The 23,494-nt window shown below is 72.8% G+C and carries 23 protein-coding genes; 7 read left to right on the forward strand and 16 right to left on the reverse strand.

Annotated elements, in window-relative coordinates:
• Window positions 1–39: 39 nt before the first annotated feature.
• On the reverse strand, window positions 40–681 hold the full coding sequence (locus tag IEY82_RS29905) for a hypothetical protein (protein ID WP_189127597.1): 642 nt from the start codon (window positions 679–681) through the stop codon (window positions 40–42).
• Window positions 682–838: 157 nt separating this feature from the next.
• On the opposite strand from IEY82_RS29905, the gene IEY82_RS29910 reads away from it, so the two are divergent.
• Window positions 839–2,191 (forward strand): MFS transporter, encoded by a 1,353-nt coding sequence (locus tag IEY82_RS29910; protein WP_189127598.1) that lies wholly within the window; start codon window positions 839–841, stop codon window positions 2,189–2,191.
• Window positions 2,192–2,264: 73 nt separating this feature from the next.
• Here the strand turns inward: IEY82_RS29910 and IEY82_RS29915 are convergent, their stop codons facing one another.
• Genes IEY82_RS29915 through IEY82_RS29950 form a run of 8 tightly spaced genes read right to left on the reverse strand, consistent with a single transcriptional unit; the run spans window position 2,265 to window position 9,780 of the window.
• Window positions 2,265–3,008 (reverse strand): maleate cis-trans isomerase family protein, encoded by a 744-nt coding sequence (locus IEY82_RS29915; RefSeq protein WP_189127599.1) that lies wholly within the window; start codon window positions 3,006–3,008, stop codon window positions 2,265–2,267.
• Window positions 3,005–3,748, reverse strand: coding sequence for an SDR family oxidoreductase (locus tag IEY82_RS29920; protein ID WP_189127600.1), 744 nt, complete (start codon window positions 3,746–3,748; stop codon window positions 3,005–3,007). The genes IEY82_RS29915 and IEY82_RS29920 overlap by 4 nt, the downstream gene beginning before the upstream one ends.
• Window positions 3,733–4,653, reverse strand: a complete 921-nt coding sequence (locus IEY82_RS29925) for a hypothetical protein (RefSeq protein WP_189127601.1) — start codon at window positions 4,651–4,653, stop codon at window positions 3,733–3,735. Before IEY82_RS29925 ends, IEY82_RS29920 begins: the two co-directional genes overlap by 16 nt.
• A complete protein-coding gene (locus IEY82_RS29930; protein ID WP_189127602.1) occupies window positions 4,650–5,357 on the reverse strand; it encodes a hypothetical protein in 708 nt (235 codons plus the stop codon). Before IEY82_RS29930 ends, IEY82_RS29925 begins: the two co-directional genes overlap by 4 nt.
• On the reverse strand, window positions 5,332–6,465 hold the full coding sequence (locus tag IEY82_RS29935) for an aromatic ring-hydroxylating dioxygenase subunit alpha (protein ID WP_189127603.1): 1,134 nt from the start codon (window positions 6,463–6,465) through the stop codon (window positions 5,332–5,334). Before IEY82_RS29935 ends, IEY82_RS29930 begins: the two co-directional genes overlap by 26 nt.
• An 8-nt stretch (window positions 6,466–6,473) precedes the next feature.
• Window positions 6,474–7,385 (reverse strand): alpha/beta hydrolase family protein, encoded by a 912-nt coding sequence (locus tag IEY82_RS29940; RefSeq protein ID WP_189127604.1) that lies wholly within the window; start codon window positions 7,383–7,385, stop codon window positions 6,474–6,476.
• Window positions 7,382–8,182 carry an oxidoreductase gene (locus IEY82_RS29945; protein WP_189127605.1) on the reverse strand — a complete coding sequence of 267 codons (801 nt, stop codon included), beginning with the start codon at window positions 8,180–8,182 and terminating at the stop codon, window positions 7,382–7,384. The genes IEY82_RS29940 and IEY82_RS29945 overlap by 4 nt, the downstream gene beginning before the upstream one ends.
• Complete coding sequence (locus IEY82_RS29950; RefSeq protein ID WP_189127606.1) at window positions 8,179–9,780, reverse strand: nitrilase-related carbon-nitrogen hydrolase; 1,602 nt, start codon at window positions 9,778–9,780, stop codon at window positions 8,179–8,181. The genes IEY82_RS29945 and IEY82_RS29950 overlap by 4 nt, the downstream gene beginning before the upstream one ends.
• An 84-nt stretch (window positions 9,781–9,864) precedes the next feature.
• Here IEY82_RS29950 and IEY82_RS29955 point away from each other — a divergent pair, with 84 nt between their 5' ends.
• Window positions 9,865–10,146, forward strand: coding sequence for a Dabb family protein (locus IEY82_RS29955; RefSeq protein WP_189127607.1), 282 nt, complete (start codon window positions 9,865–9,867; stop codon window positions 10,144–10,146).
• Between the two features lie 126 nt (window positions 10,147–10,272).
• On the opposite strand, the gene IEY82_RS29960 is transcribed toward IEY82_RS29955, so the two are convergent.
• The 5 genes from IEY82_RS29960 to IEY82_RS29980 are packed head-to-tail and all read right to left on the reverse strand — an operon-like array spanning window position 10,273 to window position 16,852.
• Window positions 10,273–11,697, reverse strand: coding sequence for an aldehyde dehydrogenase family protein (locus tag IEY82_RS29960; protein ID WP_189127608.1), 1,425 nt, complete (start codon window positions 11,695–11,697; stop codon window positions 10,273–10,275).
• Window positions 11,694–12,929 carry an FAD-dependent oxidoreductase gene (locus IEY82_RS29965; protein WP_189127609.1) on the reverse strand — a complete coding sequence of 412 codons (1,236 nt, stop codon included), beginning with the start codon at window positions 12,927–12,929 and terminating at the stop codon, window positions 11,694–11,696. The genes IEY82_RS29960 and IEY82_RS29965 overlap by 4 nt, the downstream gene beginning before the upstream one ends.
• A complete protein-coding gene (locus IEY82_RS29970) occupies window positions 12,926–14,341 on the reverse strand; it encodes an aldehyde dehydrogenase family protein (protein WP_189127610.1) in 1,416 nt (471 codons plus the stop codon). The genes IEY82_RS29965 and IEY82_RS29970 overlap by 4 nt, the downstream gene beginning before the upstream one ends.
• Complete coding sequence (locus tag IEY82_RS29975) at window positions 14,338–15,618, reverse strand: acyl-CoA dehydrogenase family protein (RefSeq protein WP_225263671.1); 1,281 nt, start codon at window positions 15,616–15,618, stop codon at window positions 14,338–14,340. The genes IEY82_RS29970 and IEY82_RS29975 overlap by 4 nt, the downstream gene beginning before the upstream one ends.
• A gap of 10 nt (window positions 15,619–15,628) precedes the next feature.
• On the reverse strand, window positions 15,629–16,852 hold the full coding sequence (locus IEY82_RS29980; protein WP_189127611.1) for a flavin reductase: 1,224 nt from the start codon (window positions 16,850–16,852) through the stop codon (window positions 15,629–15,631).
• Window positions 16,853–17,000: 148 nt separating this feature from the next.
• Here IEY82_RS29980 and IEY82_RS29985 point away from each other — a divergent pair, with 148 nt between their 5' ends.
• Window positions 17,001–17,789, forward strand: coding sequence for an IclR family transcriptional regulator (locus IEY82_RS29985; protein WP_225263673.1), 789 nt, complete (start codon window positions 17,001–17,003; stop codon window positions 17,787–17,789).
• A gap of 6 nt (window positions 17,790–17,795) precedes the next feature.
• Here the strand turns inward: IEY82_RS29985 and IEY82_RS29990 are convergent, their stop codons facing one another.
• A complete protein-coding gene (locus IEY82_RS29990; RefSeq protein WP_189127612.1) occupies window positions 17,796–19,472 on the reverse strand; it encodes a carotenoid oxygenase family protein in 1,677 nt (558 codons plus the stop codon).
• Between the two features lie 28 nt (window positions 19,473–19,500).
• Window positions 19,501–20,208 (reverse strand): hypothetical protein, encoded by a 708-nt coding sequence (locus IEY82_RS29995; RefSeq protein ID WP_189127613.1) that lies wholly within the window; start codon window positions 20,206–20,208, stop codon window positions 19,501–19,503.
• A gap of 115 nt (window positions 20,209–20,323) precedes the next feature.
• On the opposite strand from IEY82_RS29995, the gene IEY82_RS30000 reads away from it, so the two are divergent.
• From IEY82_RS30000 to IEY82_RS30015, 4 genes are all read left to right on the forward strand, one after another.
• Complete coding sequence (locus IEY82_RS30000) at window positions 20,324–20,812, forward strand: TspO/MBR family protein (protein ID WP_189127614.1); 489 nt, start codon at window positions 20,324–20,326, stop codon at window positions 20,810–20,812.
• A 133-nt stretch (window positions 20,813–20,945) separates the two neighbouring features.
• On the forward strand, window positions 20,946–21,752 hold the full coding sequence (locus IEY82_RS30005) for an SAM-dependent methyltransferase (protein ID WP_189127615.1): 807 nt from the start codon (window positions 20,946–20,948) through the stop codon (window positions 21,750–21,752).
• 300 nt (window positions 21,753–22,052) lie between these two features.
• A complete protein-coding gene (locus IEY82_RS30010; RefSeq protein WP_189127616.1) occupies window positions 22,053–22,256 on the forward strand; it encodes a cold-shock protein in 204 nt (67 codons plus the stop codon).
• Window positions 22,257–22,443: 187 nt separating this feature from the next.
• Entirely contained in the window at window positions 22,444–23,487 is a 1,044-nt protein-coding gene (locus IEY82_RS30015; RefSeq protein WP_189127617.1) for an NADH-quinone oxidoreductase subunit B family protein, read from the forward strand.
• Window positions 23,488–23,494: the final 7 nt, after the last annotated feature.

A 23,494-nucleotide genomic window follows, 5' to 3' on the forward strand; every position in this document is an offset into this window, starting at 1 on the left:
CGGATGTTCCTCAGAATGAAACGGAGTTTCCACAATCAATCATCTGAAGAGCTGTTCAGTCAATAACGTCCTCGTCCGGGTGAGCCGCCAGACTCCCACGGCGAAGGCCGTCCAGGTGAGCGTGTTGAGCGACTCCTCGACCCATTGCAGGGCGATCGTCTGCTCGGGCTGCCCGGCCAGGATGCCCATCGCGTACGTCCCCAGCAGGTTGAAGCCGAACAGGAAGGTCGCCGCGACCTGCCGGGCGCGGCGGGCGAGCAGCAGCAGCCGGACGCCGAGGATCGTGGCAGAGACGGTGGTCACGATCAGCAGCGGCCAGGTGCCGCCCAGGGCCACCGCGGCGGCCAGCCCCGCCGCCGCGAAGGCGGCGAACGCCCAGAGCGGCGGACGTCTTCCGGCCGTGCTCAGCAGCGCCCAGGCCAGCAGTGTGAACCCGGGGCCGAGGAGGAAGAACTGGGCTTTCGCCATCCACACGATGTCCGGCCCGCCGGAGGCCACGATGAGCTTCCAGGCGGCCTTGAGCGCGCCGCCGAGCACCGTGAGCGCGCCGCCCGCCAGTGCGGCGGCGGCGATGGAAGGTCCGGCGGTCCGGCGGACGAAGGGGACGAGCAGGCTGATGCCGGCGGTCATGGCGAGAACCGGCAGGAAGTCGACGAGTGCCAGAGCGAGGGGATAGTCCACCGACGGGGCCTTCCGTGTGGGAAACGTCGTTTTCGTCAAGGTAGAGCGGAGATCCATTGACGGGAAACGCCGTTTCCATAACGATGTGCCCAACCGCGCAGGAGCATCTCGGAGCGGGAAAGGCCGTCGCGGTCGTCGATCGACTCGAGGAGAGCGGATGACCACGGACGAGCATGTCGAGGTTCAGATGGCGGGGCGGCCGCCGCTGCGGGTGCGGCTGAACGCCGCCGCGCCGTTCGGCTGGTGGCCCGCGCTCTGCATCGCCCTGGTCGCGCTCATCGACCGGGTCGAGTACAACCTGATGGCCGGCGCGCTGCCGGCCATCCAGCGCGAGCTGGGCTTCGGCGACACGGCCGGCGGGGCCATCGCGACCGCCGCCGCGCTGGCCGGCGTCATCCTGCTGATCCCGGCCGGCCGGCTGGCCGACCGGGGCCGCCGGACCTGGGCGATGGCCACCGTCGTCGCCGTCTGGTCGCTGCTGACCCTCGGCAGCGGCCTGGTCATGTCGTACGCGATGCTGTTCGCCGTCCGGGTGCTGCTCGGCGGGGCGGGGCTGCTCTACAACCCCGCCGCCTCCAGCCTGCTGGCCGACTACTTCCCCGGCGGCAGCAGGTCGCGGGCGTTCTCCCTGGAACGGTTCGGCTACTTCGCCGGCCAGCCCGTCGGCATCATCGTCGGCGGCGCCCTGGCCGAGGCGTACGGCTGGCGCACGATGTTCTTCCTCATCGCGGTGCCCGGCATGATCGTGGCCATGCTCTGCCTGAGCCTGCGTGAGCCGGTGCGCGGCACCGGCGACCGCATCGAGCTGCTCCGCACCGGCGAGACGGCGGCCGCGACGCCCGTGGCACCCGTGGCCGCCGCGCCGCCGCGCGGCCCGGTGCTGAAGGAGATGCGCGACCTGCTCGGCATCAGGACGCTGCGGGCGGTCGTGGCCGGTCTCGGCACGCTGTTCTTCGGCCTCGGCGGGCTGATGTTCTGGCTGCCGACGTTCTACCAGCGCACCTTCGACATGCCCAGCGGCATGGCGGCGGGCCTGGCGGGCGGTGTCGGGCTGCTCGGCATGATCGTCGGCAGCCTGCTCGGCGCCCGCCTGGGCGACCGGGGGCACCTGACCCGCCCCGGCTGGCGGGTGGCGCTCGGCGCCGGCGGGCTGATGGTCGGCGGCCTCAGCCTGGCCGGCTCGGTGGCGGTCCTGATGCTGCCCGTCCAGCTGGCCTGCCTCGCCGTGTCGTCCATCGCGTTCCTGGTGGCCATCCCGGCGCTGACCGCGGCCACCGCCGACGTGGTGCCCGCCGCGCGCCGGGGGATGGGGTTCGCGTTGCTGCAGTTCCTCGTCTCGCTGGCGGGCGCGGCGGGCCCGCTGCTGGTGGGCGCCTTCTCCGACGCCACGGGCTCGCTGCGCGCCGCCTACGCCATCCTCGCCGTCCCGCTGCTGGTCGGCGCGCTGCTGGCCTACCGGGGACGGACGAGCTTCGACGCCGACCGCCAGGCGGCGCTGGCCCAGCGGTGACGCGTGGCGCCGGCCGGCCTGGCCGGGAGGCGGCCGGCGCCCGATCAGCCCGGACGGGACACGTTCGCGCCGATCAGTGCTCGCGCAGCAGGCGGCCGGCGCCGTAGACCTTGTCCTCGATGCCGTTGTCGCGCAGCGCCATCCACCAGGTGGCGGCGTTGATCGCGATGACCGGCTTGCCCAGCCAGCGCTCGGCCTCGTCGGCCAGGCCGACCATGGACAGGTTGGTGCCGCACTGCACGAGCGCGTCGACGTCGGGGGAGTCGACCTCGATCAGGGCCTCGCGCAGCTCGTCCTCGGTGACGTGCGCGATCGACACCGCCGTCGGGCACTTCAGCCCGCGGATCGCGGCCACCTCGAAGCCGATCTCGGTGAAGAAGCGGACCACGTTGTCGTCGCCGACCGGCTGGTAGGGGGTGACCACGCCGATCCGCCGGGCGCCGTACAGGTTCAGCGCCCGCTCGCAGGACTCGGCTCCGGTGGCCACCTGGAGCCCGGTGAGGTCGTGGATCTGCCTGACGAACTGCCGGTTGCCCTCCACGCCGCCCCAGAACGTCTCGGCGGACATGCCCATCACCATGTAGTCGGGCTCGCAGGTGAGCACCCGCTCGCAGGCGGCGCCGATCTCCTCACGGATCTGATCGAGCAAGCGTTCCATGCCCTCATTTCCGGACATGTTCTGATCTCTGATGTGAATCCGGCTGAAGTGCGAGGTGACCCCAGGCACGGTCATCCGGTAGAAGTCGGGCTCGACGATCGTGTTCGTGGACGGGGCGATCACCCCGAACTTACGGCGCCAGCCGAGTGCGTCGGTCACGGGAGCACCTTCCTCTTGGTGAAGGGGGCGGTGGCGAACCGGGTGAGGATCTTGCCGCCGGTGAGCCAGCGGACGTGGGCGCCGTTGCCGACACGCCGCACCGCCTGGTCGGCCAGCCACGGCGTGACGGTCTCCACCCGGTCGGCCAGGATGTCGAAGATCCGCCGCGACTCCGGGCTGATCTCGTCGTGCAGCAGCAGGTCCGTGACGACCATCCCGGGGCTGAGCAGCCCCACCGACACACCGTCCGGCACCTCCTTGGCCAGCGCCCTGGTCAGGTAGTGCAGCGCCCGCTTGGTGGAGCCGTAGACGGCCAGCCCGGGCACCGCCCGGCCGTCGCTGCCCAGGCCCTCCATGTTCCACACGTGGCCGTGCCCCTGAGCCGCCATGCCCGCCAGCGCCACCGCGCAGCCGTTGATCACACCGGTCAGGTTGACGCGGACCACCTCGGCCGCCTCGGCCTCGGGCAGCTCCCAGAGCGGCCGGCGCGCGTGCGAGATGCCGGCGTTGTTGATCCAGATGTCCACCCGGCCGAACCGCTCCACCGCCGCGTCCCACAGCCCGCGCACCTGCTCGCGGTCGCCGACGTCGGCGACCACGCCGAGCGCGCCGTCCAGCGCGGCCTTCTCCACCGATTCCGTACGGCTCCCGCAGAACGCCACCTCGTGGCCCGTCTCCAGGAACCGGCCGACCAGCCCGTGGCCGATGCCCCGGGTGCCGCCCGTTACGACGATGACCATCGAAGCACCCCGTGCACCACGGCGCCCAGCACGTTGCCGTCGAACAGCTCGTAGGCGACCGCCAGCTCCGTCCCGGCGCCCATGCCGGGCGTCGCGTCGAGCATGAACTCCCGGCCCTTCAGCTTCCACACGTCGGCGAAGTGCAGGCTGGGATAGTTGGCCCGGCCGAACGCCTGGGCGTTGCCCCACGCGTCCGGCCCCTCGTAGAACGAGCGGAATCCGTCGCGCCGCGCGTCCACGGTGTAGGCGCGGTCCAGCGCGCCCGACCAGGTGACCCGCTGCCGGGTCCTGAGCAGGTCGAGCGGCTCCAGCTCGATCGTGACCTGGACGGCGCCGCGCGGCTTCTGGTCGGCGCCGTAGACCTCGCACTCGCCGCTGAAGGCGCCCGCGGCCTTGGTCGGCAGGATGTACGGCACCGGCCCGTTCCTGGTCTCCTCGGCCAGCCAGCCCTCCACCTTGGCGAGGTCGCGGGTGTAGAGGCCGTTGAAGCAGCCGACCACGGCCGGACCCTGGAACAGGACCGAGGAGTAGACCTGCGTGTCGCGGTCGGTCAGCACCTGGTTCCAGGTGTTGAGGTCCACCTGCCAGCCCGGCCCGTAGTAGTGGGCGTCGACGAACGACCCGTACGGCTGGCCGGTGCCGTAGAAGTCGGGGCCGGTGTAGAGCCGGCTCGCGTCGGAGTCGACCACCCCGAACGCGAACGGCGCGCCCAGCCGGAACCGGCCGGCCATCGGCCCGCCGCCCTCCAGCCCGCCGTCCATGTAGTAGGTGGTGACGCCGTCCTCGAAGACCGACGAGCGGCGGATGTCCTCGTACCCCTGCCAGGTGCCGGTGGCGTCGAACAGGGAGGGCCTGCCGAACCACTCGCCCTCGATGCGTCTCTGCCAGGTGCTCGGCTCGCTCAACGCAGCAGCTCCCCTCGTACGCGTTCGGACTGCTCCTCGCCGAGCAGGCGGGTGACCTGGTGCCAGACCGGGTCCACCTCGGGACTGAACAGGTTGTCCCGGTTCGCGGCGTCACGGGCGGCCAGGTCGGTGTCGCCGGGATCGGGCACGCCCGCCTCGGTCAGGGCCAGCCAGTGACCGAGGTAGGTGTCGACGGTCTGGCCGAGCTTCTCGAACGCCTCCTCGCCGGCCCGGCAGACCAGCATCCAGGGGGACATCATCGCCTTCTGGCGCGGGCCGATGTCGGCCGCCGAGAGCCCGTCGAGGGTCCAGGCCTGCTCCAGCGGCTCGGTCAGCGGCAGGTAGCAGGCGTCGAGGTAGGCCAGGTGGGTGGCCAGCTCGACGCGGGGGATCAGGTCGAGGTGCATGGCGTGGTAGGCGGGCGTGGCCACCGCGTCGAGCGTGAAGTGCGGCACCGCCGACCCGGCCGGGGTGAACGCGAAGATCATGTGGCTGTCCAGCCCGATCATCGGCACCACCAGGCTGACGGCGACCACCTTGCCGACCCGCGCGTCACCGGTGCCGGCGCCGCGCAGCACCCGCAACCGGCCGACCGGCTCCGGCGACATCTGGCTGGTCAGCGGCACGTCCGCGCCGGCGGTCAGGTCCAGGGCGGTGACCAGCCGGTCCAGGGTGCGGTCACTCAGCGCTGTGGGCAGGCTCATTGAGGCTCTCTCCTCGGGTCTTGTGCACCCAGGCGCGGGCGAGGTCGGGGTTGTCGCGGCGGGCGGGGGAGGCGATGACGGTGGCCTCGCGGCGCGGCACGTCGCCCGTCACGATGTCGTCACCGCCGACCCACCAGCCCCGGTCGATGAGCTGCTGACGGCGCCGCCGGTAGGTCACCTGCAGCGCGTCGCTGCGCAGGTGCAGCTCCGCCGACAGGTCGAAGGGCAGCAGTTCGGGCCGCTGCGACTCGACGACCAGCCGGTCCTGCTCGAAGATCCGGGTGATCCGCTTGGCCGCGTTGGCGTCGGCCCACTTCCCGGTGAAGAAGTTGCGGTAGCCGAGGATCTTCACGTGGGTCCGGTTCTGGCTGACCGGGATGTTGAAGTCGTACAGGATGAGGTCGCCGAACGGCAGCCGGACGTGCAGCTTGACGATGTTGGGCAGGTACCAGCCGTTGGTGACGATCACCGGGTCGATCCGCGCCTTGGCCAGCATCCCCCACAGGCCCTTCGGGGGCGGCGGGTTGAGCAGGATGTCGGCCTCGGCGTACCAGTCGGTCTGGGTGATCTCGTAGTCGGGGATCTCGGGCTTGTCGGGGTTGCCGAAGGCGGTGCCGTGCACGAACGGCGTGTGCGCCGCGTCCACGACGTTCTCCAGCGCCCGCTCGTAGTTGGCCTCCAGCGTGGTCTCCCAGTGGATGACGCGGAAGGCGGGGTCGTCGTGCTGCGGGATGTACGGGATCGGCGGCCGTTCCTCCTCGGGCAGGTCGCCGAGGAAGGTCCACACCATCCCGTACTTCTCGACCACCGGATAGGAGTCGATCCGGGCCTTCTTCGGGATGCCCCGGCCGGGCGGGTTGGCCGGGATCTTGACGCAGCCGCCGTCCGGCTCGTACTCCCAGCCGTGATAGGGGCAGACGACCCGGTCCTCGATCACCGTGCCCAGCGACAGCGCGCCGCCGCGGTGCACGCACAGGTCCGACAGGCACGCCACCTGCCCGTCGCGGCGGCGCCAGAGCACGAAGTCCTGTCCCAGGCAGGTCACCTTGCGTGGCCGCCGCCCGACGGCCTCGCTGAACTCGACCGCGTACCAGAAGTTCTTGAGCATGTCTCCTCCTAACGGCGCCGGATGTCCGGCAGGCCGTCCAGCACGGTCCGCGCCCGCGCGTCCTCGTGCAGATGCGTGCCCAGGAAGGCCGTGATCAGACCGGCCAGTTCGGGGCGTGGTTCGGCGGTGGCGGGCAGGTCGAGGAAGGCGCGCGCGGCCGTCCGGTCGACCGGGTCGGCGATCGTGAAGTGGTTGGCGCCCTCCAGCACGGCCAGCAGGTGCTCGCCGTCCCGGTCGGACAGCGCCTCCTCGAACGTGCGGGTGACCGGGTCGCGCTCGTGGCTCTCCTGGCCGTAGCGGTCGGAGCTGCCCATGATGACGCCGTCGCGGGTGCCGACCGACAGCAGCACGGGGCAGTCCACCTGGGCGGGCAGCACCGTGCCGGCCGGCCAGCCGAGCATGGTCGCGACCATCGTGTGCGCGCCGTAGGCGAACACCGCCTTCACCGCCGGGACGTGCGCGGCCGACTGCAGGGCCAGCGTCCCGCCCGCCGAGTGGCCGCCGAGCGCGACGCGGTCGAGGTCGAGGACGCCCTTCAGCAGCTCGATCTCCGCCAGCGACGCGAGGATCGCCGGGATGGCCGGGCAGGTCGCGCGGGTGCCGTACGTCTCCGGCCGGGCCGCGTCGAGGTCCACGCCGGGCGTCAGCCCGTACTCGCCGCCGAACAGCTCACCCACCCGGTCGAACGTCACGCAGACGAACCCGGCCGAGGCGATCTCGACGGCCAGCCACCGGTAGGCGTCCTGGCCCACGTTGATCCCCGACAGGAACAGCACCACCGGGTACGGCCCGCCCTCCGGCGGGAAGACCCCGGTCAGCCGGTCGCCCTGCTCGGCGGCCGGGTAGTGGACCTTCAGATGGGAGGTGCCGAACGGCGGCTCCCCGCCGGTCGCGGCGGCCCACCACAGGGACCTGATCACGCCGGCCTCGGCAGTGTCCGGTCGCCGCCCCAGAGCCCGCGAACGAGCCGGTCGGTCAGCTCCTGGCCGAAGTAGCGCACGCCCATCACGTTCGCGGGGTCGCGCTCGGCGATGTTGCGGCGGATCGCCAGGTCACCCGCCGCCAGCGCGGGCCGCTCCTCGGCGGGCACGGGCTCCGCCTCGTCCACCCAGCTCAGCCAGCGGTCCACGCGGGCGTGCAGCAGCTCGCGGACCGTGTCGATGTGGGGCTGGGCGCGAGGGAAGGAGTAGCAGTAGGCGTTGGGCGACAGGCTCGCCCGGATGAACCCGGTGCGGCTGGTGAACCAGGTGAAGTCCGGGTTCTTCTCCTTGAACGCCAGCCAGTCGGCGTCCAGCGGCGCGTAGTGGCGGTCGAAGTAGTCGCCGTCCTGGACGAGGCTCGCGCGGGGAATGAAGTCCTGGTAGAACCAGCCCTCCGGCCACACCAGCAGGGCGATGCCCAGGTGCGGCACGTTCACCTGGGGGCCGAGCCAGACCGTCAGGTGCAGGTTGGCGAAGCTCGCGGAGGGGTTGCCCAGCCACGAGTGGACCATCCAGTCGATCTCGGGGCCGGAGTAGGCGTCGAGCCGCCCGCCCGGCCCGTCCGGGTGGGTCCCGTAGTCGCCGGGCGCGCTCGGCTCGGGGGTCAGCTCGAACCTCGCGTCGATCTTGGCCTTGAGCTCCGCGAGTATGCCCCGCAGCTGCTCGAACGTCTCGGTGACGTCGATCACCGGCGATTCGTCGAGCATCTGCTCCACGTGCTGCAACGTTTCCTTCACTGGGGTCCTTCCAAAAGTGCTCCGGCCAGTCGCCACGGCCTGCCGCCGACCAGGTCGGTGCCCCGGGACACGAACCTGTTGACGCTCTGGGCGGGCGACACCGCGCCCAGCACGAGCGTGTCGGCGTTCTTGACGGGCGTGACCACGGGATGGCTGATCTGCCCGGTGAACGGCCCCTTCCAGGCCGTCCACAGGGTGAAGTCGGCGGGCAGGTCGAGGATCGCGCCCGCCAGGCCGTCCGGGCCGTCGGGCCCGGCGGCGACGATGTTGAGCCGGTTCTCCGCCGCCCGCTCGGGCAGCCCGAGCCGCAGCTCCCAGGGCTCGCGGGCGGTGAAGGGCACGGCGACCACGTCGGCGTCGGCCAGCGCCGCCAGCCGGAACTCCTCGGGATGCCGGGAGTCCTCGCCGGCCACGATCGCCAGCCGGCCCCACGGGAGTCGGTGCACCTCGCGCGGCGGCACCTCGCCGTCCGGCCCGACCAGCGCCCCGGTGCCGAGCACCACGTGCGCCTCGCCCGCGCCCAGGCCCGTCTCCGGTACGGCCGGAGCGGCGTCCTGCACGGTGAGGGCCGCGTCTCGCGCGGCCGGAGCGGCTTCCCGTAAGACCCGGGCCGCCTCTTCGGCCGTCACCGGCGAGCCTTCGGGCAGCACGATCAGCCGGGCCCCTTCGGCGACGGCCTGGCGCAGCAGCGAGGCGTCGCCCCGCACCACCGCGACCGGGAGCGACGGCGCCCCGGCCGGAGCGGCGCGCTCGCGGGGCTGCCGCGCGATCGGGCCGTAGCGTTCCGGCCTGCGGGTCGCCAGATGGCGGGCCCGCTCGGCGTCGGCGGCCGACGGGTCGATGTCGGCCACCACCACCGCCTCGCCCGTGCGCGGCGCCCTGGCCACGACGGTGCCGTCGGGGGCGACGATCTGGCTCTCACCGGCGCCGTGCAGCCACTCGGGCGGCACGCCCAGCGCGGCGCCGACCTCGCGCAGCCGGTCGGCGGGGATCAGCGGGCCGACCTTGTTGGCCGCGACCACCCACACCTTGTTCTCGGCCGCGCGGACCGGGATGTGCAGCGAGGCCTCGTCCGTGGCGAACGAGTTGAGGCTGTTGAGCAGCACCTGGGCGCCGCGCAGCGCCAGCCCGCGGGTGATCTCGTTGATCACGCCTTCCATGCAGGCGTACAGGCCGAGGCGCCCGGCCGCGGTGGCGACCACCGGGCCCACGCTCGTGGCCGGGTCGAGATGGTCGTTCTCGGCTCCCATCAGCACCTGCTTGTCGGCCTCGCCGAGCAGGGCGCCGTCCGGGCCGTAGAGCAGCGACGCGCCGGTGGTGCGGCCGTCCTCGCGGGCCAGCGTCACCCCGATCTTGACGAGTACGCCGTGCCGGGCGGCGCGCTCGGCGACCGCGCCCAGGAAGGCGTCACCGTGGCGGCAGGCCAGCTCCCGGGCGTGCTCGCGGTCGCGGTACCACGACAGGTGGTTGCAGAACTCGGGCAGCACGACGAGCTCCGCCCCCTGCCCGGCGGCCGCGTCGATCATGCGCAGGCTGGTCGCGAGATTGGCGGCCACATCCTGGCCCACCTCGAACTGCACCGCCGCGACGCGCGCCATGCGGCCTCCGTTACGTCTGGAGAAACAGCGTTTCCAAGAACTAGGATCTCGCGAAACAGGAGCGGATGTCCATAGGAGGCGGTCGTGCTGACACACGTGGTGCTGATGAAGTTCTCCGACCCCGGCGACGCGCCGGAGGCCAAGAAGCTGCTCGAAGGGCTGAAAGGAAGGGTCGAGCAGATCGGCGACCTGTCCGTCGGCCTCGACGTGATCGGGTCGGAGGTCTCCTACGACCTGTGCCTGACCACCACGCACGCGTCGGCCGAGCAGTTGCGCGGCTACCAGGAGCACCCGGCTCACCTGGAGGTGGCGGCCTGGCTCCGGCCGAGGCTCGCCGCCCGCGCGGTCGTCGACCACCTCACCTGACCGGGCCGCCGGGTCCGCCGCCCAAGCGGACCTGGCGCCCGGCCGACAAGGCCGCGAACAGAATCCCCGCCAGTCCCGGAGGAGGGCGGGGAGAAATCTCGCGTGGATCACATCAGATCGGGCTGGTCAGCCGGTGCCCGGGTAGGCGCCTGGGGCCATGCCCTGGCCGCCGGACCGGAAGGCGGCCGGGGCGTGCACGACCTTGGTCTGGACGTACTCCAGGAGCCCCTCCTCGCCGTACTCACGGCCGTAGCCGCTGCGTTTGACGCCGCCGAAGGGGGCGCGCAGGGACATGCCGGTGCGGTTGTGGGTGTTGACGAAGACGAACCCGGCCTCCAGCCGCCCGGCCAGCGCGAACGCCCGCTCCTCGTCGGGCGACCAGACCGAGGCGCCGAGGCCCAGCTCGCCGGCGTTGGCCCGGGCCAGGACCTCCTCCTCGGTGTCGTACACGAGCAGCGGGACGGCGGGGCCGAACTGCTCCTCGGCCACCAGCGGAGCCGCGTCGTCCAGATCGGTCACGAGCACCGGGGTCACGAAATATCCGGCGTCAGGGTCGTGGCCGGGCGCCACCCGTCCGAGCGGCACCGCCGTCCCGCCGCGCTCGGCCGAGGCGGCCACCAGGGCGCGGATCCGGTCGGCGGCGGCCGCGGAGACGACCGGGCCCATGGACACCCCGGGCGTCAGCGGATCGCCGGTTACCAGGACCCGCTCCGCCGCCGCCACGTACGCCTCGGCGAACTCCGCCGCCCGCCCGCGCGGCACGTACAGCCGCTTGGCGGCCATGCACACCTGCCCGCTGGTCGCGAACGACGCCATCACCAGCCGCTCGTAGTCGGCGGCGGTCAGCGAGAAGTCCGGCAGGAACACGGCCGGGTCGTTGCCGCCCAGCTCCATGACGGAGGGCGTGAGCATCGCCCCCGCGCTCGCCGCGATCTCCCGGCCCGCCACGTCGCCGCCGGTGAAGGCCACCTTGCGCACCAGCGGATGAGTGGCCAGTGCCCGGCCGGTCTGCGCGCCGCCGTGCACGGCGAACACGACGGGCAGCGCGCCGGCGACCTCGCCGACCGTCAGCGGCGCGAGCGGCGACGGCTTGAGCACCGCCGTGTTGCCCGCCACCAGCGCGGGAGCCAGCTTGAGCAGCGCCAGGATGACCGGCGCGTTCCACGGTGTGACACATCCCACCACCCCGTACGGCTCGCGGCTCAGCACGAGCCGGCCCGCCCCGTCGTCCACCTCGGAAGGGGCGAGCACGCGGGGAGCGTGGTCGCACACCCAGCGCAGGTAGGCGAGCGCGAACCCGATCTCGCCCCGGCAGTCGGCCAGCGGCTTGCCGGACTCGCGGGCGAGCAGCGTGGCCAGCTCCTCCTGCCGCGCGGCCAGGGTCTCGCCGCACTCGCGCAGGATCTCCGCGCGGGCGGCGACGGGCAGGGCCGACCAGTCGCGGCACTCCGCGTCCGCCCGCCGGACGGCGGCGTCCACCCCGTCCGGGCCGGTGACCGGTACGTGGCCGACGATCTCGGTGATCCGGGCGGGATTCTCGCGGGAGATCACTCCGGCTCCCGGAGCGAGGAGATCAGGCAGGCGCGCAGCAGGTGGGCCCTGGCGGCCTTCGGGTCGGCGGCCAGCGCGCGCAACTCGGCATGGTGGGCGGCCGGATCGGACGATCGCAGCTTCTCCCAGTTGCCGTGGCTGATGGCGCCGACGTGGTCCAGCGCCACCCGCCGCCGCCGGGCCGCGACCTCCGGCGGCGAGCCGTCACCGAGCCGCGAGGAGCCGGGCGCGGAGGAGCCGGACGTGGGGGAGCCGGGCGAAGGCGAGCCGAGCAGGGAGGCGGCGAGCAGGACGGCGTCGTGGATGCCGCTGTTCATGCCGAGCCCGCCGAGCGGGTTGTTGACGTGCGCGGCGTCGCCGGCGAGCAGCACCCGGCCGGTCGCGAAGGTCGCGGCCACCCGCTGGTGCACCCGGTAGAGCGAGGCGTGCGCCACCTCCCAGTCGCGCCCCGGGTCGGCCACGGCGCGCAGCCGCGCGGGCAGCCGGGCCAGCTCCGCCTCGTCGGAGGTGCCGGGGGGAGTGGGCAGCAGCACCCGCCAGTGGTCGGGCGTGCGCAGCAGCACCAGCCACTCGCCGGGGTCGAAGACGTAGTTGATCGGCTCCAGCCCGGGCAGCAGCCGCTCGACCGGCTCGGTGGTGGAGGCGACCAGGAAGCGTTCGGGGTAGGTCAGGCCCTCGAACGGGATGTCCAGCGCCCGCCGCACCGCCGAGTGGGCGCCGTCCGCGGCGATCAGCCAGTCGCCGGTGAAGGTATCGCCCGCGTCCGTCGTCACGGCCACGCCGCCGGTGAAGGTGGAGCCCGTGTCCGTCGTCACGGCCACGCCGCCGGCGGGTGCGGGCACGCCGGTCACCCGCTGCCCGAACAGCACCTCGCCGCCGTGCCGCCGCAGGTGGTCGAGCAGGATGGGGGTGAGCTTGCTCTGCTCGCACTGCACCCGGAACGGATAGGGGGTGTCGCCGGTCAGCACGCCGAGGTCGAGGGTGGCGATCGGGCCGCCCGACCGGTCGCGGTACTGGAAGGTCCGTGCGACCAGGCCGCGCTCCATCAGCTCGTCCAGCACTCCCAGCCCGGCGAGCATCTCCAGCGTCGGCGGGTGGAAGGTGGAGGCGCGCGACTCGGCGGCCAGCTCCGGCCCCGCCTCCAGCACGGTGACCGGCACGCCGCCGCGGGCCAGCGTCAGCGCGGCGGTCAGGCCGACCGGCCCCGCTCCCGCGACCAGGACGCGGCTCACCGGCCGCCCTCGACGCCGACGACCCTGGCTCCGGTGAAGAACAGGATCGTCTCGGCCGTGCCCTCCTCGCCCAGCCCCGACAGCCCCCACGCCGGACGCGGCGTGAACAGGTGCAGGCTGAGCACGCTGGAGCCGTTGACCTTGACCTCGCCCGCGCGGATCCGCCGGGCGACCGAGAGCGCCCGCTCCTCGTCGCCGCCCACGACGTACCCCTCCAGCCCGTACGGGGTGCCGTTGGCCAGCGCCACGGCCTCGTCGACCGTGTCGTAGGGCACGACGGCGGCGACGGGGCCGAAGATCTCCTCCGCCAGGTCGGTCCCGGTGATCAGGGTGGGCGCCAGGAAGTTGCCCTTGTCCGGCACGCTCCCGTACGCGGTGGCCAGGCCGCCCGCCGCCTCGGTCGCCGCCCGGACCCGCCGCAGGTGGGCGGAGTGGACGAGCGGCCCGAACTCGGTGTCCGCCGCCAGCGGGTCGCCCACGCGCAGGGCGGTCAGCCGCTCGCCGACGGCCTCCACCAGCTCGGCCTGGCGGGCGCGGGGCACGAGCAGCCGGCCGAGGGCGCGGCACCACTGGCCGTTGAGCGAGGTGAGCAGCTCGGCGGCGGCGCGGGCGGCGGCCCCGGTCTCGGCGTCGGGCATGACCAGCAGCGGGTTGTTGCCGCCGAGCTCCAGCTGCGCGGGCCGCAGCGTGGTGGCGCAGGCCGCGGCGACGGCCCGGCCTCCGGCCAGGCCCCCGGTGAAGGAGACCGCGCGGACGCGCGCGTCGGCGGCCAGCCGGGCGCCCGTCTCCGCGCCGCCCTGCACCAGCTGGAAGACGCCGGGCGGCAGCACCTCGGCCAGCGTCTCGGCCAGCAGCTGAGTGCCGTACGGGGCGTACTCGCTGACCTTGAGGATCACCGGGCAGCCGGCGGCCAGTGCGCTCGCGGTCTTGTGCGCGGCCATCGGCGCGGGGGCGTTCCACGGCGTCAGGCAGAGCGCGGGCCCCCACGGCAGCCGGTGCACCTCGACCGGGCGGCCGTCCTCGCGGGTCGCGGTGCGCAGCGTCAGCCCCTCGCGCAACTGGGCGGCGGCCAGCGCGAACGCGCCGTGCACGATCACGCCGAGCGGGCCGGTCTGCCGGATCGGCACGCCGGTGGCGAAGGACTCCAGGGCGACGATCTCCTCGACCCGCCCGGCCAGCGCGGCGGCGGCGGTGTCGAGCAGGCCGGCGCGGTGCTCGGGCGTGGTGGCCGCCCACGAGGCGGCCACGCGGTCGGCGGTGGCGAGCGCCGCCTCGATCCGCCCGGCCGCCGAACCCCGGGCGCGGCTCGCGGCCTCGCCGGTGGCGGGCGCCTCCAGGTCGAAGCCGAGGTCGTCGGCGCACGCCGCCCAGCCGCCGTCGACCAGGTCGGCCGGCTCGGGGAGCCGGATCACGACGACCGCTCCGCGGTGGCGAACAGCTCGTTCTGCCTGGCCTCCGTCACCAGCTGGGCGACCTCCAGCCGGCCGCGCTCCGCCGGGAACGTCATCACCAGGCCCATCGCGAGGTCGCGCAGCGCCCGGCCGATGACGCCGCCCATCATGGCGCCGGAGGTGCCCGAGGCCTTGAACGCGCCGAGCGCCACCTGGAAGCACGCCTCGGTGACCGCCCCCTTGCCCAGCCGCCACTGGCGGAAGACCTCCGGCTTGGGCCGCAGCGGCGGCTCGGAGGTCTCCAGCAGCAGCTGGCGGCGCAGCCACAGGTAGGCGGTCTCCAGGTCCTTGGTCATCTCGCCGATGAGCACCTGGTGCATCGGCGAGGAGGCGATCGGCCGGCCCGTGTCGGCGAACGTCCTGCGGGTGAGCTGCTCGATCACGACGTCGTAGACGTTCTGCGCGCACCCGGTGTAGACGGCGGCGATGGCCAGCTGGTTGCCGACGAAGCTGCCTCGGCTCATCTGGAGCATCCGGGTGAACGCGCCGGGGATGGTCATCGCCTCGTCGTCGGGGATGAACACCCCGTCCAGCCGGATGCCGTTGTTGGCCGTGGCCCGCATGCCGAGGCCGTCCCACGGCGCCCGCACCGAGACGCCGGCCGCGTCGCGCGGCACGAAGAACGTGGCCAGCCCCTCGGCGGTCTCGTAGCCGTCGAGCTTGGCCGTGGTCAGGTAGTGGTCGGCCACCCCGGTGGCGCAGCCGAAGGACTTCTCGCCGTCCAGGATCCAGCCGCCCTCGGTACGGCGGGCGGTGGTGGCGATGGTGATGTTGGCGCTGGAGCTCTTGACCGACTCGGAGGCGAAGTTGGCCAGCCAGGTGCCGGACGCCATCCGGGTCAGCACCTTCTCGGCGAACGCGCGGACGACCGGGATCTCGCCCTCGTCGAACAGCCCGGCCTCGATCGCCTCCAGCGGGAGCAGGCCGCGCGAGGCGCTGGTGTTGTGGAAGAAGTAGGCCAGCGCCGTGGAGGGGCAGGCGGTGCCCATCGCGAAGGTGGCGGCGGCCAGGTCGCGCAGGGTGCCCCCGAGGCCGCCGTGCTCCTCCGGGACCACCAGCCCGAGCAGCCCGGCGTCGCGCAGCAGGGCCACGTGCTCGACGGGGAAGCGGGCCTCCTCGTCGGCCTTGGCCGCGGCGGCGCGCAGCGCGGGCAGCACGGACTCGACGCGTTCGGCGCGGGCCCGCTCGGCCGGAGTCATGTCGTCGACGAGGCGCTCGCCGGTCAGTCGGTCGGTCACGTTCATCCCTTCAGCTGGCGAATCCGCAGGTGTGCACGGGCAGGAGGTCCAGCCGGGCGGCCCCGGCGATCAGGGTGTCCCGGTCGACGGCGCTGGCGACGTCGAGCTGCCCGGCGAGCATCAGCACGTCCTCGGCGGGCAGCGCGCCGTCCACGCCGCCCAGGGTGGTGTCGAAGTGGCGCACCCCGCTCTTCATCGCGACCAGCGCGTTGACCAGGCCGATGCCGCGGCGTTCGCGCAGCGCGACGCGGACGGCGGCCGGCTCGGCGGCGGCGCAGGCGTCCTGGAGGAGGTCGCGGACCCGGACCGGGGTGGCGGGCTGGGGCCCGTCCCGCAGCCCGATCTCGTCGCAGCCGAGCTCGGCCAGGCGGGCGGCGGCCGTGAGCGTCCGGCCGGTGTGCTCGGGGGCGAACGCGTCGGGCAGGTAGCCGACCGTGGTCAGCCCGGCCCGCCGGGCCGCCTCCAGGATCGGGGCGGCGCCGTCGGCGGAGTCGCCGACGGCGAACTCGGCCACGCCCACGCCGGCCTCGGCCACCGTCGTCACCTGTGCGGGGTCGGTGATCAGCGCCGAGGCGGTGGCCGGGTCGAGGTCCTCGGGTGGCGGCGGCTCGCCGTACCCGTCGAACAGGCGGACCCTGGTCCCGGCCGCGCGCAGCATCCGGGCGGCGCCGGCCAGCGTGGCGCCGCTGGCGTCGCGGGCGCGCAGCGCGGCGAGCAGCCCGATGTCGGCGACGGTGATCCGGTCGGGCAGCGGGTCGGCGAGCCGGCTCCAGGTCCGCGAGTGGAACAGGACGGGGGCCACCCGGCGAGGCGTGGCCGCCGCCAGCACCTCGCCCACGAAGATCGTGTGGTCTCCGCCGGGATAGGCGTGCTCCACCCGGCAGTCGAGCCAGCCGATGGAGTCGGCCAGCACGGGCGAGCCGGTCGGGCCCGGCTCCCACCGCGCGCCGGCGAACCGGTCGGCGGCCTCGCCCCGGCCGGCGAACCGGCGGCCGATCGCGGCCTGGTCCCTGCCGAGGATGCTGACGGCGAAGGCGCCGTGCTCGCTCACGAGCCGGTGGGTCCTGGTGTCGCGCGCCAGGCAGATCAGGACCATCGGCGGGTCCAGGCTGACGCTGGAGAAGGAGCTGGCCGTCATCCCGTGCCAGCCGTCCCCCGCTCCGGTGGTCACGATCACCACGCCGCTGGGCCACTGGGCCAGCACCGCGCGGAAGGTCTCGCCGTCAGTCGCCACTGCTCCTCACTGTTCCATTCATGGAAACACTGTAACGCTGAAGGTAACGACCTGGTTGTGCCGTGTCAATGTGACGTTGTTTCCCGTGGGGAAATGCCGCGCCCTAGACTGGCTCTGACAGGGAACGTTCACCTTGCGAGGGGGCCAGGTGCCAGTTCAGGCGGAGTCCGAGACCCAGAGCCGTTCCATCGCCGCCGTGGAGCGGGCGATGGACGTCCTGTTGCTGTTCGGCCGCAGCACGCGAGCCGATCTGGGCGTCACCGAGATCGCCACCGAGCTCGACCTGACCAAGGCCGCCGTGCACCGCATCCTCACCGCCCTGCGCAGCCGCGAGCTGATCGCGCTCGACCCCGTCACCCGGCGCTACTCGCTCGGCCACGCGGCCATCGCGCTCGGCCGCGCCTACCTCGCGCGCACCGACCTGCGCGCGATGGCCGGCCCCGAGCTACGCCGCCTGTCCTCGCGCGTGGGGGAGACCGCCACCCTGTCCGTACGGCGCGGCGACACCCGGCTCTACGTCGACCAGGTCGTCCCCGACCAGGAGCTGCGCATGGAGGTCTCGCTCGGCATCCCCTACCCGCTGCACGCGGGCAGCTCCTCCAAGGCGATCCTGGCCTTCCTGCGTCCCGACGACATCGAGGGCTACCTGCACAGGCACGGCCTCGAACGCCTCACCGAGCGCACCATCACCGACCCCGCCAAGCTGCGGGCCGAGCTGACCGCGATCCGGCGCAGGGGCTACGCCACCTCGTTCGGCGAGCGCCAGGAGGGGTCGGTCTCGATCGCGGCGCCCGTCTTCGACCACGACGGCCTGGTGATCGCGGCCGTCAGCGTGTCGGGGCCCGGCTCCAGGTTCAAGCAGCGGCTGCAGGAGCAGGCGCCCCTCGTGGTCGAGTCGGCGGCCCGGCTGTCGGCCCAGCTCGGCCACCACGGCTGAGGCGGCTCACAGCTCGGCGGCCACCTCCCGGGCCAGCGCCCGCAGCTCGGGGTCCAGCCGGTCCAGCCGCTCGTCCAGGTCGTCGGCGAACCTCAGCCGCTCGATCGACGGGTCGTGCGGCCGGGCCTCCGGCATCCAGGCGGCGTGGATCATGAACGGGATCACCGTGCCGGGTGCGGGGGCGAGCGTCGCGACCGGCCCGCGCGACACGTGGGCCGCGTCGAAGAGCTCCACCCGGAACCTCGCGTCGTTGTGCACCACCACGGCCAGGTAGCCGTCGTGACCGCCCGGCTCGGACCCGGCGTACCTCGACCTGCCCGGGCCGCCCGGCGCGCGGGGCACGAAGATCGGCGAGGTCGGATAGTCGTCCAGCGGCCAGGCCCACTCCGCCAGCGGCTTGAGCGAGTCGCGGTCGAGCGAGGCCAGCACCGACGGGGTCTCCTCGCGGGGGAACAACGACCGGTCGATCCGGTCGCCGTAGTTGCGCAGCAGCCGCGCGCTGACCGCCTCGGGGTGGAAGCCCTGGAAGACCAGGTGGTGGCGGGTGGGCCGGAGCTGCCCCTCGAAGGACCAGTCGACGGCCGACAGCTCGGCCTGCCAGTAGCGGCCCGGGTCGCGCAGCCGGGCCACGTCGGTCACCGTGCCGGCCTCGGGGTCGAACTCCATCACGGTCACCACGGCCGGGCTAGCCCCGTGGCAGTACATGCCGCGCAGCGCCGGATCGACCGGCCTGCCGAAGACGTCGACGTCGTCCTCACGCAGGTAGAGGCCGATGTCGACGCCGGGAGAGTGCTCCATGACGACGCGGACGCCCGCCGAGTCGTCGTAGGTCGCGTAGAAGTGGTTGACCTCCGGCGCGATCCGGAAGACGGTCCCGTGGACGGCCGTGCCGGGCCGCGTCGCGTCCAGCGTGTCCTTGCGCACCAGCAGCAGCGGCCCGTCGGGGTTGTTGGTGACGGTCCGGTCGCCGGCGCCGAGCACCTCGTCCAGATCCACCTTGTACGCGGTGTCGGCCAGCACCAGCCAGTCGCGGGTCTGCGTGATGGTGTGCGTGGCCTGCGGGAAGACGGCGCCCTCCACCGGCCAGCGGCGTACGTGCCCGCCCTCGCCGTCGTAGCGGACCACCGACAGGACGCCGGTCATCAAGTCGCGGGTGACCGACCACAGGCAGCCCCGCTCGGGGTCGATCACCGGGTGGGCGGTGCTCAGGATCGACGGCAGCACCGGGGCGTCCAGCACCGGCGCCCAGTCGTCGCGGTGACCGACCTCGGCGACGAAGCCCAGCGTGACCGGGTCGACCTCGACCGGCCGGCCGGCGTCCCAGGTGGCCAGCAGCCGGTCACCCCACGGCAGCGGGGCCGTGTTGGCCGCGTTGACGGCGCCGAACGGGGAGTTGGTGCCGACCGGGCCGGCCGTGAACAGGTCGGGCCGGCGGCGGCGCAGCCGTACGGAGGGGGAGTCGATCACGTTCGCCCGCCAGGCGAACCGGCCGCCGGGGCCGGGCGTGAGCGCGAGCCGCACCAGCACGCCGTCGCCGAAGAAGGCGTGCACGGGGTGGGTGCGCTGGTCGGAGCTGCTGATCACCATGTGCCCGGAGACGTCCGACGGCCAGGCGCCCTGGACGACGTCGAGCTCCAGGTCGGACGGATCGGCCTTGGTGAGGATGGAACGCGGAATCGGCATGGGGGCCTCCCTCTGTCATCCCTGTCTCTTACAGGATCGCACCCGGTTTGAGCACTCCGAGGACGGCGGCGGCCAGCACGCTGCCCCAGATCGTCCAGACGTAGGGCAGGCAGCCGTCGACCGAGCGGCGCAGCGTCCGCTCCACCTCGGGCGTCGAGCCCGAGGCCATCAGCGTGCCGAAGGCCGGGCCGAACGGCCGCAGCGTGAGCCGGATGCCGAGCCCGGCCGCGATGGCCAGGGTGTAGAGCGCCAGCTTGCCGCCCAGCCAGCGCGGGTTGGTCTGCACGCCGAACGGCTCGGCGGCCAGCAGCGTGTAGCCGGCAGACACGGCGATGGCCGCGATCAGCGCGATCCGGATCGTCCAGTCCGCCTTGCGCACCAGCGGGAAGCGCCCGTGGGTGCGGTGGTCGGTCACGGTCAGCGCCAGCCAGCAGAGCGCGAAGGCCCACACCAGCAGCACCGACCAGAGCGGGAAGAGCGCGACGCCGAGGAAGGTCGCGCCGTGCGGGTCCAGCGCCATCAGGGTGACCCCGCTCGGCAGGAACAGCACCAGGCAGATCTTCGGGCCGAGGTCCAGGCCGCTCATGACGCCGAGCGCGGTGGCGCGGGCCTGGGGGGGCAGGTCGGGGCGCAGCACGAACCTGCTGGAGTAGTAGACGCCCAGGTCGCCGCCGAGCCAGAAGACGAACAGCACCAGGTGGAGGACGATCCACCAGCCGTGCGGATGGGCTCCCAACGCGTGCCTCCACTCACCCGAAGATTTGTGGAACGACGTTACACTGTCCGAAACAGCGTCGCCAGGCGGGAGTCGCCCGGCGGCATGTCCCCCGAAGGCTGGGTAGGGGTGACGGATGAGCGACCCACGGAAGAAGAACGGTTTCGCCCGCGCCCTGCTCGGCACGGCGACGGCGGTCACCGCCGCCGCCGTGACCGGAGGGATGGCCGGCGACGCGGACTCCACCTGGTACCGCAGGCTGCGCAAGCCGCGCTGGCAGCCGCCCGGCTGGGCCTTCGGCGTGGTGTGGCCGGTGCTGTACGCCACGATCGCCTACGCCGGGGCCCGCGCCCTGGCCGCCTCCGACGACCGGCCCGGCGTGACCCGCGCGCTGGCCGTCAACCTCGCCCTCAACACCGCCTGGACGCCGTTGTTCTTCCGCGCGCACGCCCCCCGCCTGGCCATGGCCGACCTGCTGGCGCTCAACGCCTCCAACGCGGTGCTGGTGAGCCGTTGCCTGCGCGCCGACCGGGGCGCGGGGCTGACGCTGCTGCCGTACGCGGGCTGGACGTTGTTCGCCACGGCGCTGAACGGGTGGATCGCCGCCCGCAATCCCGGGGACTGACACCCCCCCGCGCCTGAAGTCGCGGTTGAGGGGATCAACGGTGATATCGGATGTGTGCTCCGGTATGGGGGATCGTGCTCTAGGGTGATCGAAAATCGACACACGCCTCAAGCGCTTCCCGAACGGAGCCCTCATGGACGACGAGACCGCCCAGTCCGCGTGGGATCGCGTCGACACGACCAAGCCCCACTCCGCCCGGGTGTGGGACTACATGCTCGGCGGCAAGAACAACTACCAGCCGGACAAGGAGGCGGGCGACACCATCCTGGCGTTGTTCCCCGCCTTCGCCCAGGTGGCCCGACTGCAGCGGGAGTTCCTGATCCGCTCGGTCCGCTTCCTGGCGGGCGAGGCCGGCATCCGCCAGTTCCTCGACATCGGCACCGGCCTGCCCACCGCGAACAACACCCACGAGGTCGCCCAGGCCGTGGCGCCCGAGTCGCGGATCGTCTACGTCGACAACGACCCGCTGGTCCTGGTGCACGCCCGCGCCCTGCTGACCAGCACGCCCGAGGGCGCCACCGACTACCTCGACGCCGACGTGCGCGACCCCGAGACCATCCTGGAGGGCGCGGCCAAGACGCTCGACTTCAGCCGGCCCATCGGGCTGACCATGCTGAGCATCGCCGGCCAGGTCACCGACGCCGACGACCCCAAGGGCATCGTCCAGCGGCTGGTCGACCGGCTCCCCTCGGGCAGCTACCTGGCCCTCAGCGACGGCGTCAACACCGACCCGGCGCTCGTCACGGCGGTGGCCAGCTACAACGCCAACGCGGCCTTCCCGTACAACCTGCGCAGCCCGGAGACGATCGCGACCTTCTTCGAGGGGCTCGAACTGGTGGAGCCCGGCGTGGTCCCGACGCCGCACTGGCGGCCCGAGGGCGGTGTGATCAACCCGGCGCTCCCGCTGAGCGCCGTGTGCGGGGTGGGCCGCAAGCCGTGAGCCCCCGTACGGCACGGCCAAGGTCGCCCTCTTCAGGGTAGGATCGCGCGTTTGACCTGGGTGGACGTGCTTTCTCCCGGTGTCGCCGGACATGGGTGACGCGGCACCGGGGGGCACGTGCCGTAGCGCGGCGTACGTGTTAGCGTGGAGTGGTTGCAGTTGTGGTACCCATGAACATCGGTGCACCTGACGGGACGTGACCTCAGGTGCATTTGTTTTTGCTGGTCATCTCCGGATGGGTTCATCACGACCGCGCAGAGGCCGCACGGTGCGGCCTCGGCTCAACCAGAGGAGATCGGCATGGCCACCGGAACCGTGAAGTGGTTCAACGCTGAAAAGGGTTTCGGCTTCATCGAGCAGGACGGCGGCGGCGCCGACGTCTTCGCCCACTACTCGAACATCGCGACCCAGGGCTACCGTGAGCTGCACGAGGGCCAGAAGGTGTCCTTCGACATCACGCAGGGCCAGAAGGGCCCGCAGGCCGAGAACATCGTGCCCGCCTGACGCAGCGCACACCACGAGCCGGGTCCCCCCGCGGGGCCCGGCTCGTGGCATGTCTGGGGAGGGTTTGCGACCTTTGTCAGCGCCACAGGCAACTACATGGGGTTAGCCGGGAATACTAACCGTGACCGGGGCGCGAGCCCCGCGACCATGTCAGGGCGATGCCAGGCCGACAAGGGGGCTTCAGGCCATGAGCGCTGCCAAGCCGGATACCGCGCTGGACGAGGTGCACATTCTGTGGACCTCCGAGGGCATGAGCTGCGACGGCGACACCGTCTCCGTCACGGCCGCCACGCTGCCGAGCATCGAGGACGTGCTCCTCGGTCTCGTGCCGGGCCTGCCGAAGGTCCACCTGCACAACAAGGTGCTCGCCAAGGAGACGGGCGCCGAGTTCATGACGGCCTTCCACGAGGCCGCCGAGGGACGGCTCGGCCCGTACGTCCTGGTCATCGAGGGCTCGATCCCCAACGAGAAGATCAACGGCGACGGCTACTGGACGTCCATGGGCAACGACCCGGTCACCGGCGACCCGATCACCTTCAACACCTGGATCGACCGGCTGGCGCCCGGAGCGTGGGCGGTGGTCGCCATCGGCACCTGCGCGACCTACGGCGGCATCCACGCCATGGCCGGCAACCCCACCGGATCCATGGGGCTCTCCGACTACCTGGGCGCCGGCTTCCGCTCGGCGGGCGGCCTGCCGATCGTCAACGTGCCCGGCTGCCCGGTGCAGCCCGACAACTTCATGGAGACCCTGACCTGGCTGCTCTACCAGGCCGCGGGGATGGCTCCGATGATCCCGCTCGACAAGCAGCTCCGGCCCACCTGGCTGTTCGGCAAGACCGTGCACGAGGGCTGCGACCGGGCCGGCTACTACGAGCAGGGCGACTTCGCCCAGGACTACAGCTCGCCGAAGTGCCTGGTGAAGATCGGCTGCTGGGGGCCGGTCGTCAACTGCAACGTGACCAAGCGCGGCTGGATGGACGGCGTCGGCGGCTGCCCCAACGTGGGCGGCATCTGCATCGGCTGCACGATGCCCGGCTTCCCGGACAAGTTCATGCCCTTCATGGACCAGCCTCCCGGAGGCGCGGTCTCCTCCACGATGACCACGGCCTACGGCGCTCTGATCCGCAGGCTCCGCGCCATCACCAACAAGACGGCCAACGCCGAGCCGAAGTGGCACCACAACGGTCCGAAACTGACAAGCGGGTACGACCCCCGCTGGAGTGGCTAGAGGGGGA

The sequence above is a fragment of the Nonomuraea cavernae genome, from assembly GCF_014646355.1.
GTDB lineage: Bacteria > Actinomycetota > Actinomycetes > Streptosporangiales > Streptosporangiaceae > Nonomuraea > Nonomuraea cavernae.

Bases quoted from the DNA above. Each gene is read 5' to 3' on its own strand.
- IEY82_RS30015 (WP_189127617.1), top strand. From the start codon at position 22,444: ATGAGCGCTGCCAAGCCGGATACCGCGCTGGACGAGGTGCACATTCTG.
- IEY82_RS29950 (WP_189127606.1), bottom strand. From the start codon at position 9,780: ATGGCGCGCGTCGCGGCGGTGCAGTTCGAGGTGGGCCAGGATGTGGCC.
- IEY82_RS30000 (WP_189127614.1), top strand. From the start codon at position 20,324: ATGAGCGACCCACGGAAGAAGAACGGTTTCGCCCGCGCCCTGCTCGGC.
- IEY82_RS29910 (WP_189127598.1), top strand. From the start codon at position 839: ATGACCACGGACGAGCATGTCGAGGTTCAGATGGCGGGGCGGCCGCCG.
- IEY82_RS29920 (WP_189127600.1), bottom strand. From the start codon at position 3,748: ATGGTCATCGTCGTAACGGGCGGCACCCGGGGCATCGGCCACGGGCTG.
- IEY82_RS29935 (WP_189127603.1), bottom strand. From the start codon at position 6,465: ATGCTCAAGAACTTCTGGTACGCGGTCGAGTTCAGCGAGGCCGTCGGG.
- IEY82_RS29930 (WP_189127602.1), bottom strand. From the start codon at position 5,357: ATGAGCCTGCCCACAGCGCTGAGTGACCGCACCCTGGACCGGCTGGTC.
- IEY82_RS30010 (WP_189127616.1), top strand. From the start codon at position 22,053: ATGGCCACCGGAACCGTGAAGTGGTTCAACGCTGAAAAGGGTTTCGGC.
- IEY82_RS29990 (WP_189127612.1), bottom strand. From the start codon at position 19,472: ATGCCGATTCCGCGTTCCATCCTCACCAAGGCCGATCCGTCCGACCTG.
- IEY82_RS30005 (WP_189127615.1), top strand. From the start codon at position 20,946: ATGGACGACGAGACCGCCCAGTCCGCGTGGGATCGCGTCGACACGACC.